Origin of the sequence: Thalassotalea litorea (assembly GCF_005843925.1) — a bacterium.
GTDB lineage: Bacteria > Pseudomonadota > Gammaproteobacteria > Enterobacterales > Alteromonadaceae > Thalassotalea_A > Thalassotalea_A litorea_A.
Map to the genome: position 1 here is coordinate 19,113 of NZ_VCBC01000023.1, position 14,303 is coordinate 33,415.

General features: G+C 43.3%; 16 protein-coding genes. 10 read left to right on the forward strand and 6 right to left on the reverse strand.

The features are described from left to right. Positions 1-6: 6 nt before the first annotated feature. Positions 7-381 (reverse strand): DUF6090 family protein, encoded by a 375-nt coding sequence (locus FE810_RS16485; protein ID WP_138321689.1) that lies wholly within the window; start codon positions 379-381, stop codon positions 7-9. 233 nt (positions 382-614) lie between these two features. On the opposite strand from FE810_RS16485, the gene ggt reads away from it, so the two are divergent. After that, complete coding sequence (gene ggt, locus FE810_RS16490; protein ID WP_138321691.1) at positions 615-2,270, forward strand: gamma-glutamyltransferase; 1,656 nt, start codon at positions 615-617, stop codon at positions 2,268-2,270. Between the two features lie 101 nt (positions 2,271-2,371). Here ggt and FE810_RS16495 read toward each other — a convergent pair whose 3' ends face one another. Both FE810_RS16495 and FE810_RS16500 read right to left on the reverse strand, forming a co-directional pair. After that, on the reverse strand, positions 2,372-2,569 hold the full coding sequence (locus FE810_RS16495) for a helix-turn-helix transcriptional regulator (RefSeq protein ID WP_138321693.1): 198 nt from the start codon (positions 2,567-2,569) through the stop codon (positions 2,372-2,374). Continuing rightward, positions 2,566-2,985: a hypothetical protein gene (locus tag FE810_RS16500; protein ID WP_138321695.1), complete on the reverse strand. Its 420-nt coding sequence runs from the start codon at positions 2,983-2,985 to the stop codon at positions 2,566-2,568. The genes FE810_RS16495 and FE810_RS16500 overlap by 4 nt, the downstream gene beginning before the upstream one ends. Positions 2,986-3,145: 160 nt before the next feature. Here FE810_RS16500 and FE810_RS16505 point away from each other — a divergent pair, with 160 nt between their 5' ends. Further along, a complete protein-coding gene (locus tag FE810_RS16505; RefSeq protein ID WP_171022404.1) occupies positions 3,146-4,153 on the forward strand; it encodes a Gfo/Idh/MocA family protein in 1,008 nt (335 codons plus the stop codon). An 88-nt stretch (positions 4,154-4,241) separates the two neighbouring features. Here FE810_RS16505 and FE810_RS16510 read toward each other — a convergent pair whose 3' ends face one another. Beyond that, positions 4,242-4,619 carry an Hsp20/alpha crystallin family protein gene (locus FE810_RS16510; RefSeq protein ID WP_138321699.1) on the reverse strand — a complete coding sequence of 126 codons (378 nt, stop codon included), beginning with the start codon at positions 4,617-4,619 and terminating at the stop codon, positions 4,242-4,244. 278 nt (positions 4,620-4,897) lie between these two features. On the opposite strand from FE810_RS16510, the gene FE810_RS16515 reads away from it, so the two are divergent. Together FE810_RS16515 and FE810_RS17125 are read left to right on the forward strand one after the other, a co-directional pair. Next, a complete protein-coding gene (locus FE810_RS16515; RefSeq protein ID WP_138321700.1) occupies positions 4,898-5,572 on the forward strand; it encodes a type 1 glutamine amidotransferase domain-containing protein in 675 nt (224 codons plus the stop codon). 108 nt (positions 5,573-5,680) lie between these two features. Then, positions 5,681-5,857, forward strand: coding sequence for a hypothetical protein (locus tag FE810_RS17125; protein ID WP_171022405.1), 177 nt, complete (start codon positions 5,681-5,683; stop codon positions 5,855-5,857). Position 5,858: 1 nt separating this feature from the next. Here FE810_RS17125 and FE810_RS16520 read toward each other — a convergent pair whose 3' ends face one another. Then, positions 5,859-6,803 carry a siroheme synthase gene (locus FE810_RS16520; RefSeq protein WP_138321702.1) on the reverse strand — a complete coding sequence of 315 codons (945 nt, stop codon included), beginning with the start codon at positions 6,801-6,803 and terminating at the stop codon, positions 5,859-5,861. A 191-nt stretch (positions 6,804-6,994) separates the two neighbouring features. Here FE810_RS16520 and prmA point away from each other — a divergent pair, with 191 nt between their 5' ends. The 6 genes from prmA (at position 6,995) to FE810_RS16550 (ending at position 13,160) form a co-directional block, all read left to right on the forward strand. Then, complete coding sequence (prmA, locus tag FE810_RS16525; RefSeq protein ID WP_138321704.1) at positions 6,995-7,876, forward strand: 50S ribosomal protein L11 methyltransferase; 882 nt, start codon at positions 6,995-6,997, stop codon at positions 7,874-7,876. A gap of 221 nt (positions 7,877-8,097) precedes the next feature. Next, positions 8,098-9,066 (forward strand): tRNA dihydrouridine synthase DusB, encoded by a 969-nt coding sequence (gene dusB, locus FE810_RS16530; protein ID WP_171022406.1) that lies wholly within the window; start codon positions 8,098-8,100, stop codon positions 9,064-9,066. Between the two features lie 15 nt (positions 9,067-9,081). Then, on the forward strand, positions 9,082-9,369 hold the full coding sequence (gene fis / locus FE810_RS16535) for a DNA-binding transcriptional regulator Fis (protein WP_138321708.1): 288 nt from the start codon (positions 9,082-9,084) through the stop codon (positions 9,367-9,369). Between the two features lie 431 nt (positions 9,370-9,800). Continuing rightward, a complete protein-coding gene (gene purH, locus FE810_RS16540) occupies positions 9,801-11,387 on the forward strand; it encodes a bifunctional phosphoribosylaminoimidazolecarboxamide formyltransferase/IMP cyclohydrolase (RefSeq protein WP_138321710.1) in 1,587 nt (528 codons plus the stop codon). Positions 11,388-11,593: 206 nt separating this feature from the next. Next, a complete protein-coding gene (locus tag FE810_RS16545; protein WP_138321712.1) occupies positions 11,594-12,400 on the forward strand; it encodes a class I SAM-dependent methyltransferase in 807 nt (268 codons plus the stop codon). Between the two features lie 28 nt (positions 12,401-12,428). Beyond that, positions 12,429-13,160: a phosphoribosylamine--glycine ligase gene (locus FE810_RS16550; RefSeq protein WP_138321714.1), complete on the forward strand. Its 732-nt coding sequence runs from the start codon at positions 12,429-12,431 to the stop codon at positions 13,158-13,160. Between the two features lie 97 nt (positions 13,161-13,257). Here FE810_RS16550 and FE810_RS16555 read toward each other — a convergent pair whose 3' ends face one another. After that, the gene (locus FE810_RS16555; RefSeq protein WP_138321716.1) at positions 13,258-13,707 is read right to left on the reverse strand and encodes an RNA recognition motif domain-containing protein; all 450 of its coding nucleotides are present in this window, start codon (positions 13,705-13,707) and stop codon (positions 13,258-13,260) included. Between the last annotated feature and the right edge of the window lie 596 nt (positions 13,708-14,303).

Genomic DNA, 14,303 nt, shown 5'->3' on the forward strand with positions numbered 1-14,303 from the left:
TCGGCCCTAACTCTGAGTTGTGCACAAACTTAATGTGATTGGTATAAGCGGCGGCATTTGAAACATCGACATTAACGCATTGCCCGCGCGTTCGGAGGTAGGTTCTATGTTGTCTGTCGCGACCATGTCGATAACATAATCCAGCTCTGAGGCTTTGTTTTTATGAAATAATGCCATCGAATTAACACTGTCAACATTATCGGAAAAGTCGCTGTAAAGTTGCTCAAGAATGACCTTTTCCTGCTGTTTGCTAACCCGGCCTTCATTCCAGCTATTCACTTGTATGGCGACAAAAATTCCAGACACAACGATAATAAAGTCAATGATTGCGGCTAACCAGTTTTGGTTTTTTAAGTGACTGATTATATTAGATGTTAGCATTAAAGCGTCCCGATAATTTTATAACAACATTGAGTATAACTTATTGGTAAACAGATCTGACAATGTCGGCATTTGGTATAAAGACTCAATCAATAAATATGATTCGCCACCAATTCAAATACCAATACCAATACCGATTCACCGATAAAACTGCGTTGTCTTTTATCCTTGTGCTTATTCAATTTAGTGTATGCTAAGGTCAATACTCTTCATTGATAATAAAAAGCCAAAACATGAAAAATCTCCTTAATTCCGTCATTCTTTTCTTTAGTTTCTCCACGTTTAATGCGTATTCGTTTGAAGCCGCGGTTGCCATGCCGGATAGCTATAGCGCACAGGTTGCCAAAGACATACTGCAAGATGGTGGTAATGCTATCGATGCGGCGATTGCGGCACAGTTTGTCCTTGCCGTTACGTTACCTGAGGCTGGGAATATTGGCGGCGGTGGTTTCATGACGATTTTTCATGAGGGGAAAGGCGACTTTTTAGATTATCGTGAAGTTGCGCCACTAGCGGCTTCGAGAGACATGTATTTAGACAAACAAAACAATGTTATTCCGCATTTGTCTACGTTTAGTATTTTATCTTCAGGTGTGCCAGGTACGGTTGATGGCATGTGGCAGGCTCATAAAAAATATGGCTCAAAAACATGGCAGGAATTGCTGGCTCCAGCAGTAAAGTTGGCATCTGATGGTTTTATTGTACACCCGGTTTTGGCAACCGGTGCACAAGCGACCATTCGTCGTTTTAAAGAGCAAAACATTAACGTTAACTTTGCCGATTATTTTGGCGCTGTTGAGGCTGGCAAAGTGTTTAAGCAGCCAGAGCTGGCAGCAACGCTTAAAAGAATTTCAGACAATGGCCGTGATGGATTTTATCGGGGGAAGACCGCACATATCATTGCTAAATACATGAAACATAATGACGGGATAATCACCGAAAAAGATCTTGCTAACTATCAGTCGAAATGGCGACAACCTATCCAGGAGACGTGGCGAGGTTACGACATTATCACGGCGCCACCACCAAGCTCTGGTGGTATTGCCATTATTCAGTGGCTGGCGATGTTTGATTTGCTCAAACAGGAAAAACCCATTGAGCACAATAGTCAACGATATATGCATTTTCTTGCGGAGATTGGTAAACGAGTATTCGCTGATCGCGCTGAATACTTAGGCGACCCAGATTTTTATGATGTACCGACATCGAAGTTACTGGCAAAACCTTATCTACAAAAACGAATCGCCAATATTACCGAAAATCGGATTTCAGCCACCGAAACCATTAAACCAGGATTACATGAAAGCCGTGATACTACGCACTTCTCGATTATCGATAAATGGGGGAATGCGATTTCCAATACCACGACCATTAATTACACCTTTGGCAGTGGTGTTGTTGTCGAAGGTGCCGGATTTATATTGAACGACGAGATGGATGACTTTAGCGCCAAGCCAGGTGCTGCAAATATTTTTGGCGCGGTAGGCGGTACGGCAAATGAAATTCAACCGAACAAACGTATGTTGTCATCGATGGCGCCGACGATTTTACTGAACGAGGGTAAGGTTGAGATGGTTACCGGCTCTCCGGGTGGCACAACGATTATTACTTCGGTTTATCAATCTATTTTAAACGTCATTGAGTTTAATATGACCGCCGAACAAGCCGTGAATGCACCAAGGTTTCACCATCAATTATTGCCGGAAAATGAAATCTGGCATTACGACGGGATAAATGCAGACGTACTGAGCGCATTACAGGCGATGGGATATAAGGTGGTGCCAGATACGTTTGGTGATGTGCAACTGATCATCAATCGGGGAAATGAATTAACTGCCGCTTCAGAGAAAAATGTGTATTCACGGGGTGTGTCATTAGTTTTTGATTAACGCTGATATCTTTGCTGCCTAAGCGATTGTCACATGCCGATGGTCAACTTGCTAAGATAAAGCTGGGCTGATCGGCCCGGCTTTATCAACATTAATGGCCATTAATCCAGCTGTTCCTCAAATACTTCTTCAATTTTTAAGGTAAACAAACGCGCGATTTTAAATGCCAGCGGTAAACTGGGATCAAACTTTCCTTTTTCGATGGCGTTTATTGTTTGTCTTGAAACATCAAGGTAGTTTGCCAAATCCGCCTGGGTCCAGTTGCGTTCAGCGCGCAGCACTTTTAGTTTATTCTTCATGATAATCGTTTTAACCCAATGAACAGAGAAATCATATAGGTGATTGCCATTAACATCATCAAATGAGAGATCTCGGCATCAGTGGCAATAACATTAGCAATATCCAGGTTCGAGTAGGCAAACCCCAAAACCATGCCAACGCCTAATGTAATCCCCATCGATTGTAATTGTACTCTTTGTTGCATTTCATCCAAGCCTCTTAAGTGCCTGGCGTTGGCGTAAATCATGCCAATCCCGATTAAGATATTCAATAAAATTGCTAGCACGCTATATAACGTATCTTCCTGCCAGATTAGCTGTGGGCCCAACGTTGCTAAAGCCATAGTTAACACCCAGGCCAGTGTCCAGATAGCGAGATTCCGGGTATTTTTCTTGTTGCGTGTTTGCCAGTTTGACGACCGTGCTGAAGTATTCATGTCTCTCTCCAAAAAGTAAAGTAAGCTTTACTATATTAAGGCTTAACCTGATTGTTATGTCAAGTTTGTTTTACTAATTGTCGTGTTTAATTGATATTTAGGCATGAGATTCTGTGCTAATCTATTACTCGCATTTACATACCTGAATGAGGCTAGGAACTTGAAAGGACACAAAAAGACCTTGAATTGGGGGATCTTAAGTAGTGCTAAAATTGCGCGGGAGAAGGTCATCCCGGCATTAAAGAAATCGACTTTGGTCGGGAATATTACCCTGGCTTCGAGAAACCCAGACAATGCACGGCATTGGGCAAGCGAGCTGGAAATAGGCGCTTGCTCTGGCGACTATCAGGATCTACTTAACGATACCAATATCGACGTAATCTATAACCCTTTGCCTAACCATCTTCATGTACCGATGACCATTGCCGCGCTGCATGCCGGCAAACATGTGTTATGTGAAAAGCCCATCGCCCTTACGAGCGAGCAATTACAACAACTAATTGCCGTTGCTAATCAATATCCAGACCTCGCAGTGATGGAAGCGTTTATGTATCGTCATCATCCCCGATGGCAAATCGTGAAAAATCTTTTGGATACGCAATACTTTGGCAAAGTCGGATATATCCATGTCACGTTTACGTATTTCAATCGAGATCCTAACAATGTAAGAAATCAATCCGGTATCGGTGGCGGTGCCTTATATGATATCGGTTGTTACTGTCTGGCCGTGGCGAGACTCTTGCTCAACAAAAAACCTGAACGAGTTATTGCGACCCAATGGATTGATGCGGATTTTAAAATCGACAAAATGACCTCTGGACTCATGGATTTTGGCGATGTTCAGGCCAGTTTTAATTGCGCCACGCAATTGGCTGCGGGGCAATATATTGAAATTCAATGTGAGCAGGGACGGATTCGTATTGATGAACCATTCGCGTTGGATGCAGCGGATACCGATATTTTGCTATTCCCATCAGGGCAAGTACCGGCAGAAAAAATATCGGTAGGGTATAACGATCATTATCTGACTCAGATTGATGACTACTCAAACGCACTATTGTCGCATCAGGGAGCCCCTTATGGCCTGGATGATGCACAAACCATAATGGCACTGATTGAAGCGATGCAGCAAAGCCATGCGACTCAAAGCTGGCAAGATATTACTTAGCCAGGCATCCTGTTGTTGGCTGGTTGTTGCTCGTTAATGACTGCAAATAATGTTTGGCTTTGGCACAAGGGGCAATTAGCTTTAGCATTTAGCGCTTTGCGAGAATCAGAATGAGAACGCCATTTTGAAAATGACGGTGTACCAGTTTGCTACTGACACGAGTCGAGAACTCAATTTTGTGCTCAATGGCTCGCTTGGCAAGCTTTGCGTCAGTCTTTAAACCCGATTTGGTGCGGGAATGCAACATGTTGGGCGTTATCGTTGTCGACAATAAAATCGCTTTTTCGTGAATCTGTATTCGAATATTGTCCCGAACACTGCCTGGAAACTTAGCGATGACTTTATAATGATCCACAAACTCCTCTGTTTTTACGTTGGGCTGCGCAGAGAGGTTATTGGAAATGGAGGCTAATTCCGGCATAGCAGCGCGCCAATCCCAGAATTCACTACCATTGGAAGATGTCATAATTGCTCCTTTTGTTTTTTTCAGTTCCATCAGATGGTTGGGAGATAAAGAACAACAGATCACTTAACTGTTAATTTAGCAGAGATTCAGTTTTTTACCTGTGCCTGACCAGATTTAAAGAAAATAATGAACACGTTGATGGGAATTGTTGGCTTTTAGATTTTTCTATTAACGATGCGTTAAGTGATCTGATCACTTGTTTGATTCGAATAATATTTAGATCAAGCAACTATAATTGCACGCACGATTGCAATCATTTGCGAAAAAGAGATGAGATAATGATTAAGATACTTGTGATTGTTACCAATCATGGGACATTGGGAAACACCGATGAAGCCAATGGTACCTATGCCCCTGAATTAACTCATGCGCTGGAAAAATTTTTCGCGGCGGGTTTTGGTTTTGATATTGCATCGATCGATGGAGGAGCTGCGCCAATCTATGGGGAAGACACAGAAGGGGATACCGTTAATTCGATGATCCTCTCCCGCGAAGATGTTCAAAGCAAAATCGCCAACACCTTGAAAATCGATCAGCTCGACTTCCAAAACTACTCGGCGATATTTTATCCCGGCGGCTTTGGTTTGCTATCTGATTTGGCACTGCACCAGGGTACGGCAAATGCGACTGCCAAATTTTATGAACAAGGTGGTTTGATTGGTGCCGTTTGTCATGGCCCCGCAGGCTTACTGCCGATTACGTTGTCGAGTGGCGAATCTTTGCTCAGCAAGCACATGGTTACCGGCTTTACCCGTGAAGAAGAAGTGGAGTTTGGCACAATCGAAAAAATCCCGTTGCTGTTGGAAGAAGCACTAACACGCCAGGCCAGAAAATACATCAAGCGTGCTCCGTGGGCCGAAAATGTTATCGTTGATGGGCAGTTGATAACCGGGCAAAACCCGACGTCAGCTTCGGGTGTTGGCGAAGCAATCGTCAATTATCTACTCGCATAGAGTTGGGAGAGGTCAGTAACAGGGCGGTTCGTTCGCAATACGATCTTGTCCTAAGCGCTATACTTTAGTCTAAGCTTAATCGTAATGTCGTTATCGTTAGGAGTCGTCATGGCAGTCGAACATGATCTAATCGAGCAACTTATCGCCGAACATCTTCAGCTTACCCAACGGGCGGAACAAGCGATGCTCAATGGCCATCCCCTAGAGTGTGAAAATTGCCTCAATCAAGCCGAGCAAATATGGCAATACCTTGAGGCTGTAGAAATTGAGCAAGGCCACAGTTAGCCTAGGCAGACTTACCACTCACAAATACTTTTACGTTTCTATACTCGAGTTTTGACAGCATGTGTTGATTGTCAGTGATCACCACAACACGTTGTCCGGATTCGATATCACTGTGTAATGCGGCAAGATCAAAAGCTGGCGCTTTTTCGCTATCACGGCGAGCGAATTCATAGAAATTTTGACTCAAGTGAGGTTCAAGATATACCACATCCGCAATTTGTAATGCCTGATATGCAGACAAAGTGAGCAAATCAGGATTGTTGTCTTGGGTAACAACTATCGATAACTGGCCTACCTGATGAGGTTTATGTTGTTGGTATTCACTTAACTGCTCTTTAAACAATTGTTGCGCGGCTGTCGTTTCATCATCAAAAATTAACTCGGCAATTTTGCCAGTTAACGTTTCCTGCCAAAAAGATTTTCTTGAGGCGAAATCATTAATCAAAGCCTGGACCTGACGCCTGTTTTCCCCGCAAAACTGCGCGAGTTTTCCGTAATGACTGGGCAGCGTCTGTTCGATTTGGCTTTTTAACATTTGCAACAATATTGGTGCACTTCCTGAACTCGACAGGGCGATAAGCATAGGGTCTCGGTCGATGATTGCTGGTGTGATATACGTACATAATTCCGGAGAATCCACGACATTTACCAGAATATTTAACGCGTTAGCGTCGGCACTTATCTGAGCATTAGTCTTGCCATCATTGGTCGCGGCAATCACCAAATTTGCGTGTTGGATGAGCGTTTTATCATATTGAACCTGATGCCATTGAATATCATGCCGATCGATTAATGTTTTGACGGTTTGATTGATTTGAGGTGAAACGACGATTACCTTGGCTGCGGTTTTGCAGACCAGTTCTAATTTTCTCGCGGCAACACTGCCCCCACCTATGATCACCGCTGTGAGCTTGTCTGCATCCAGAAAAATTGGAAAATATTGCATGTTAATAGTCAGTGTTTGAATCTTAGTTGGCTCTTATCATCGCAGATTTTGAATGCAGGGCAAATATCAACTCAGAATATATTGTTCAAAGTTGATGGCAATAAAGAGAGTGCGTTTAAGTTTATCGGTAACGATCAACTTACCTCGTGGACATGGTAAACTACACTCATGATTTCTAATTGAGAGCAACAATGCCCTGGATTCAATTAAGATTGGCAGCGAATGAGGAGACTGCCGAAAAATATTCTGACTGGCTGTCAGCCTGTGGCGCGCAAGCCGTCACATTTATCGATGCTAAAGACACGCCTATCTATGAGCCTTTACCAGGAGATGAAGTTACCTACTGGAGTAATACCGTTGTGATGGGGCTATATGATGCCAGTCATGATATGGAAAAGGTCATTGCCTACTTACATTCGATTCACCCCGATAAGCAAGATATGCAATATAAGCTTGAACAGCTTGAAGACAAAGATTGGGAACGTGAGTGGATGGATAACTTTCACCCGATGAAGTTTGGCGAGCGTCTGTGGATTTGTCCAAGCTGGCGTGAAGTACCAGAACCCGATGCCGTCAACGTAATGTTAGATCCCGGCTTGGCGTTTGGTACTGGCACCCATCCAACTACCGCCTTGTGTCTGACCTGGCTAGATGGCCTTGATTTAAAAGGAAAAACCGTTGTCGATTTTGGCTGTGGTTCCGGGATCTTATCCTTAGCGGCATTAAAATTAGGTGCCGAGCGAGTGATCGGCATTGATATCGACCCACAAGCCCTGCAGGCCAGTAAAGCCAATGCCGAGCGAAATGGTGTAGCCGACCGTTTATCACTGTACCTGCCGGCTGACCAACCTAGCTTAAAAGCCGATGTTGTGGTTGCCAATATCCTTGCTGGTCCCCTTAAAGAACTTTCTTCGATTATTACCAGTTATGTAAAAAGTGGCGGTTTGCTGGCGTTGTCAGGAATTCTGGAAGAGCAGGGTGAAGCTCTTAGCCAGATTTATGATCAGTTTTGCTTGATGAATCCCATAACGGTTCAAGAGGAATGGGTACGATTAGATGGTACCCGACGCTAATCTATGTGATTGATAAAATATGTGTTGTTGTATTTTTGTACAAAAAGTTAATCTTAGGTATAAACTGCCTGAACATCACGTCAGGTCTAACCTGTTTGCTAAAATGTCAATAAAAAAAAGTACAAAAAAATACCCTTTCGTACATTTTATAGTCTTTTCTTTGGCGCTAAAAACACGTAAACTTAGCGCCCTTTTGAACATGAGCTCAAAAAATCATCAACGTGAACATTGGTCCTTATCAGTTAGAAAATAATGTGATCCTGGCTCCAATGGCGGGGATTACCGATCGTCCTTTTCGACAATTATGCTGTCGTTTAGGGGCTGGTTTGGCTGTTTCTGAGATGTTGTCTTCTAATCCTAAGGTTTGGAATTCAGGAAAATCTCGTTTACGCATGCAACACGGTGATGAAGTAGGAATCCGCTCTGTACAAATTGCTGGCTCTGATCCTGAGGAAATGGCTTATGCCGCGCAGGTAAATGTCGACAATGGTGCACAGATTATTGATATCAATATGGGGTGCCCTGCGAAAAAGGTAAATAAAAAGCTCGCTGGCTCAGCATTATTAAAAGCACCGGAACAGGTACAGCGCATTGTAAATGCCGTCGTAAAGGCAGTGGATGTTCCGGTTACGTTAAAAATTCGCACCGGTTGGTGTGAAGACACTCGTAATGGTGTTGAGATAGCAAAAATTGCTCAGGGAAATGGAATTCAGGCACTGGCAGTGCACGGTCGTACCCGTTGTGACTTTTATAAAGGCAATGCGGAATACGATACGATAAGGGCTATTAAACAAGCAGTAACAATCCCGGTTGTCGCCAATGGTGATGTAACGTCCGCGGAAAAAGCCAAGCAAGTGCTGGATTATACCGGTGCGGATGCGGTCATGATTGGTCGCGCTGCGCAGGGGCGCCCTTGGATTTTCCGGGAAATAAGTCATTATCTGGCAACAGGTGAAACACTGGCACCACCTGATGTGGTGGAAGTGAAATCTATTTTGCTGGGGCATGTTAAAGAGCTGCACACGTTTTATGGTGATTTTATGGGCGTAAGGATTGCTCGTAAACACGTATCCTGGTACTTGCAAGCGCACGATCAGGCAAAAGAATTTCGTCCTATATTTAATGCCCTTGAGTTGCCTGAAGAGCAACTGAATGCATTGGATATGTTTTTTGACCAACTAACTTATTAAAAGAGTCTGAACTTTATGTTTGAACAAAATATTTCTTCTCCATTTGTTATCGGTGACCAGCAAACTCAGACCAAGGCATCACCGCTACGTACCCAAGCTAAAATCGCGATCAAAAATTACTTATCGCAATTAAATGGCAACGATGTAGACGACATGTACGACCTTGTACTTTCTGAAATCGAAGCTCCGATGTTAGAAGAAGTAATGCAATACACACGCGGTAATCAAACGCGCGCAGCAAACTTGCTAGGCATCAACCGCGGTACTTTGCGCAAGAAACTTAAAAAGTACGGCATGAACTAAATACGCGCAGGTTCGCCTGCTACTAAAGCACCTTCGGGTGCTTTTTTTGTACAGGGATGTACTTATCCTCTGGCACCATGGATGGTAGCAACAGAGGGTTTGTTAAAGGGATTTACTTATCCTCTGGCACCATGGATGGTAGCAACAGAGGGTTATTACATGGATGTAAGTATGCCCGGTGAGCAGGACGCGGTTAGGGTGTATTAAAAAGGATATAAGTATGCCCGGTGAGCAGGACGCGGTTAGGGTATATTAAAAAGGATGTACTTATCCTCTGGCACCATGGATGGTAGCAACAGAGGACTATTAACAATGTTAACAGCGTTAATAAAATTTCGCTTCGCCGTTGAATATTTTCATTCGCGGTTCTTGAAGTAAACTTAACAACATTAATCAACCTGTAATCACGGTAAAAGGTAAACAAGATTATTATGGATACTCCTCGCCCAATAAGACGCGCTTTGTTAAGTGTTTCTGATAAAACCGGCATCGTTGAGTTCGCGCGCAGTTTAGCGCAACAAGGTGTAGATATTTTATCTACTGGTGGTACTGCCAAGTTGTTGGCGGATAATGGCATTCAGGTCACTGAAGTGTCAGATTACACCGGTCACCCGGAAATCATGGACGGTCGTGTGAAAACTTTGCACCCGAAAGTCCACGGTGGCATCCTTGCTCGTCGCGATCTTGATGAAGCAGTAATGAGCGAAAATAACATCCAAGCGATCGATATGGTTGTTGTGAACCTATACCCGTTTGCGAATACTGTCGCCAACGAAGATTGTAGTTTAGAAGATGCCATCGAAAATATTGATATCGGTGGACCAACAATGGTTCGTGCAGCCGCCAAAAATCACAAAGATGTGACGATTGTCGTGAATGCCAAGGACTATGAACGTGTATTGGCTGAAATGAAAGGCAATAACGGTTCTTTGATCTATCAAACTCGTTTTGATTTAGCGATTGCTGCCTATGAGCATACTGCAAGTTATGATGGCATGATTGCTAACTACTTTGGCAAAATGCTTCCGGCACATGATGTAGAAGATGCACAAGCAACTAAATTCCCTCGTACCTTTAATAGCCAGTTTATTAAAAAACAGGATTTGCGTTACGGCGAGAACTCGCATCAAGACGCTGCGTTTTATGTGGAAGCAGAACCTCAAGAAGCTTCTGTTTCAACGGCTAACCAGTTACAGGGTAAAGCACTTTCCTATAACAACATTGCCGATACTGATGCGGCACTCGAATGTGTAAAAGAATTCGCGGAACCTGCTTGTGTTATCGTCAAACATGCTAATCCATGTGGTGTCGCAATCGGTGGTGATATCCTTGCCGCTTATGATGCAGCTTTCAAAACTGATCCAACGTCAGCATTTGGTGGCATCATTGCTTTTAACCGTGAACTTGATGCAGATACAGCGGAAGCTATCGTGTCTCGTCAATTCGTCGAAGTGATTATTGCTCCGTCGATTTCGAGCGGTGCTGCGCAAATCGTATCAGCCAAGCCAAATGTGCGTGTACTTGAGTGTGGTCAATGGGATACCCAGACAAATGGCTATGAACTAAAACGTGTCAACGGCGGCTTACTTGTTCAGGACCGTGACCAAGGTATGGTCACGATGGATGATCTAACAGTGGTCAGTCAGCGTCAGCCAAGCGAAGAAGAATTGAAAGATTTATTGTTCAGCTGGAAGGTTGCCAAGTTTGTTAAATCCAATGCCATTGTCTATGTGAAAAATCAGATGACAGTGGGTGTTGGTGCTGGTCAAATGAGTCGCGTATATTCGGCCAAGATCGCGGGTATTAAAGCTGCCGATGAAGGTCTTGAAGTACCGGGTTCTGTTATGGCTTCCGATGCCTTCTTCCCATTCCGTGATGGTATTGATGCGGCTGCGGCGGCAGGAATTACAGCCGTTATTCAGCCAGGTGGCTCAATGCGTGATCAAGAAGTGATTGCGGCTGCTGACGAACATGGTATGACCATGGTCTTCACCGGTATGCGTCACTTTAGGCACTAATCAATAGTCATTTCTAACGTGTGGTCATTGCTGAGCGATGATCACACTACCTTTACAGAGAGTTTGTGCTATATACTATTGAACTTTAGTGGTTGAATACTCGTTTAATTCAGGCACTTATTCGTCAAGTCGTAATCATTTAAGATAGATTTCAACTTCTTAAGGTTATAGTCTTGAACCAGAACTATCTGAACGTGGAAGAAAAAATGACAATAATTACATCCGTAGTAAAAGCATCTCTATTTTCTGTTGCCTTAATCGGCGCAGCCTCAACCCCGGCATTTGCCTTTGATAAATTGGACGACGCCATTGCTGGCGAACATCGCGCCGAAAAAAATAAAGCACGCGACGAGTATCGTCATCCGAAAGAAACCTTAGAATTTTTCGGTTTTAAAGATGACATGACCGTCGTTGAAATTGCCCCAGGTGGCGGTTGGTATACAGAAGTGCTAGCACCAGCGCTAAAAGGCAGCGGTGTATTATATGGTGCACATTACCCAAATACGGGCAAAGAAGATTATTACAGCCGATCTCGCAAGGCGCTAGAGAAAAAGCTGGCATCTGATCCAGTATTTAGTGAAGTGAAACTCACCGATTTCATGCCTAAAGAAAGTAGTGAACTGGCACCGGCTGGCACTGCGGATTTGGTACTGACTTTCCGTAACCTTCATAACTGGGGAAAAATGGGCGTTGAACAGGTATTTGCAGATGCCTATAAAGCGTTGAAACCAGGTGGTGTTCTCGGTGTGGTTGAGCACAGATTACCTGAGAGTCTTGATCACGCAGATGGTTACTACTCTCAAGCCGTCGCCATCGAGCAAGCAGAAGCTGCTGGCTTTGAATTGGCAGATAGCAGTGAAGTGAATGCCAATCCAAAAGATACAGCGCAACATCCAAAAGGTGTTTGGACTTTGCCGCCAGTATTACGTTTAGGCGATCAGGATCGAGAGAAATATCTGGCGATCGGCGAAAGTGATCGCATGACTTTAAAATTTGTAAAGCCGGCTAAATAAGTCGGTCTTATTGTAGGAATAAGTAGTAATGAAAATTTTAGTGATAGGTAGTGGTGGACGTGAACACGCATTAGCTTGGAAAGCGTCACAATCAGTAGGTGTAGAAAAAGTCTTTGTTGCACCGGGTAATGCTGGAACTATTACCGAAGCTAAGTTAGAGAATGTCGCCATCTCGGTTGGTGACATTCCAGCCTTAGTTGAATTTGCCCAACAACAGAAGATTGAATTAACCATTGTCGGCCCTGAACAACCGCTTGTTGATGGCGTTGTTGATGCTTTTCAACAAGCCGGCTTAATGATTTCCGAAGATGGTACACCAAAAGTTATTGAATATAACTGTCGTTTTGGCGATCCTGAGACTCAGCCTATTATGATGCGTTTGCAATCAGATTTGGTGGCTTTATGTCTAGGTGCCTGTGCAGGCAAACTAGATCAGGCTACGATTGAATTTGATTCTCGAGCTGCCGTAGGAGTGGTTTTAGCGGCGAAGGGTTACCCAGCAAGCTATCCAAAGGGCGATGTCATTTTAGGGTTAGAAACGAATAAGGCTGTTGATCGTAAAACGTTCCATGCTGGTACTACAATGAAAGACGGTCATGTTGTGACTGCAGGTGGTCGAGTATTGTGTGCGACTGCATTGGGTCAGTCTGTAACGGAAGCACAACAATCGGCTTATCAGCTATTAGAAGAAATTAGCTGGGAAGGTGTAAGTTATCGTACCGATATTGCTTATCGAGCGATTGCCCGGGAAAATAGTTAACATTTACGATTTATCAATAAATAAAAAAGGGTCCCGATGTTATACATCGGGACCCTTTTTTAATTCTAAGACACATTAGACCATTATATGAATTAGTCTAATCGTAGTTTTGAGAAGGCTCTGGTCTTTCTTTTGCTTCTCTAACTTTAAGTGTTCGTTGTTGGAACTCCGTATCGTTTAAAGATTCAATGGCCCCGTCTGCGTCCGCAGCTGACATCTCGACAAAACCAAAACCACGGCGTTTTCCGGTTTGCTTATCTTTCATTAGACGGACTGAATGTACTTCACCGTGGGAGGCAAACAGACTTCGAACTGCTGCTTCATTAGCACGATAAGGCAAATTACCAACGTAAAGAGTTTTGATTGGGGTTTCTTTCGATTCATTTACTAACAGGTTGGCAATAAGTGGTGCGATTAATGCGCCAACAAACAATCCAACGGTTAAAGATATAGCATCGACATTTTCTAATGCGCCACCAACGAAGTAACCAATTAATGCGCAGCCTGTTGCAATCAGAGCTGATGTGAGGACTAAAGGAGATTTCATGACTATTACCTGATTATTATTGTATTTTTAATGTTCTAATCCAAGCCTATGTTAACAACACCTTTACAAATGGCAATACCAGACGTTAAAAAACCTTAAAACTCCTATGGGTTTACCACGTTAAATGAAAAGAAATTGAATTATTTTTCGATCTTTCGTATTCGCTGACTATGCTTTTATATGGCTCTAGTGAGTGTATTTTGCTCGTATTGATTTGTTTTTAATCGATCGAGAAAATATTTAGGTTTTTTCACAAAAAAGAGTTGACGGGAAACTCAAAATCTCTAAAATGCGCATCCACTTCCACGGGACATCCCAACGAAGTGTTTTGATACGATAACCACACGGGTTTAACCCGGTTATCACAACCGAAACTGAGAAATAATCGAAAACAACTTTTTCGAATTAATTATCAAAAAGCGGTTGACATCAAAATCGGATAGCGTAGAATGCGCATCCTGCTTCGGGCAAGGCCTGCAGCGAATTGAAGACTAAGCGAATGTGATTTAGTTTTCGTCTCGAAAGAGACAATGTCTTTAACAATTAGTTATCAAGCAATTTGTGTGGGCACTCACGTTAAGATTGATTTTACCATT

Coding starts and splice junctions, on each gene's coding strand:
- FE810_RS16485 (WP_138321689.1), bottom strand. CDS start 381: ATGCTAACATCTAATATAATCAGTCACTTAAAAAACCAAAACTGGTTA.
- ggt (WP_138321691.1), top strand. CDS start 615: ATGAAAAATCTCCTTAATTCCGTCATTCTTTTCTTTAGTTTCTCCACG.
- FE810_RS16495 (WP_138321693.1), bottom strand. CDS start 2,569: ATGAAGAATAAACTAAAAGTGCTGCGCGCTGAACGCAACTGGACCCAG.
- FE810_RS16500 (WP_138321695.1), bottom strand. CDS start 2,985: ATGAATACTTCAGCACGGTCGTCAAACTGGCAAACACGCAACAAGAAA.
- FE810_RS16510 (WP_138321699.1), bottom strand. CDS start 4,619: ATGACATCTTCCAATGGTAGTGAATTCTGGGATTGGCGCGCTGCTATG.
- FE810_RS16515 (WP_138321700.1), top strand. CDS start 4,898: ATGATTAAGATACTTGTGATTGTTACCAATCATGGGACATTGGGAAAC.
- FE810_RS17125 (WP_171022405.1), top strand. CDS start 5,681: ATGGCAGTCGAACATGATCTAATCGAGCAACTTATCGCCGAACATCTT.
- FE810_RS16520 (WP_138321702.1), bottom strand. CDS start 6,803: ATGCAATATTTTCCAATTTTTCTGGATGCAGACAAGCTCACAGCGGTG.
- prmA (WP_138321704.1), top strand. CDS start 6,995: ATGCCCTGGATTCAATTAAGATTGGCAGCGAATGAGGAGACTGCCGAA.
- fis (WP_138321708.1), top strand. CDS start 9,082: ATGTTTGAACAAAATATTTCTTCTCCATTTGTTATCGGTGACCAGCAA.
- purH (WP_138321710.1), top strand. CDS start 9,801: ATGGATACTCCTCGCCCAATAAGACGCGCTTTGTTAAGTGTTTCTGAT.
- FE810_RS16545 (WP_138321712.1), top strand. CDS start 11,594: ATGACAATAATTACATCCGTAGTAAAAGCATCTCTATTTTCTGTTGCC.
- FE810_RS16550 (WP_138321714.1), top strand. CDS start 12,429: ATGAAAATTTTAGTGATAGGTAGTGGTGGACGTGAACACGCATTAGCT.
- FE810_RS16555 (WP_138321716.1), bottom strand. CDS start 13,707: ATGAAATCTCCTTTAGTCCTCACATCAGCTCTGATTGCAACAGGCTGC.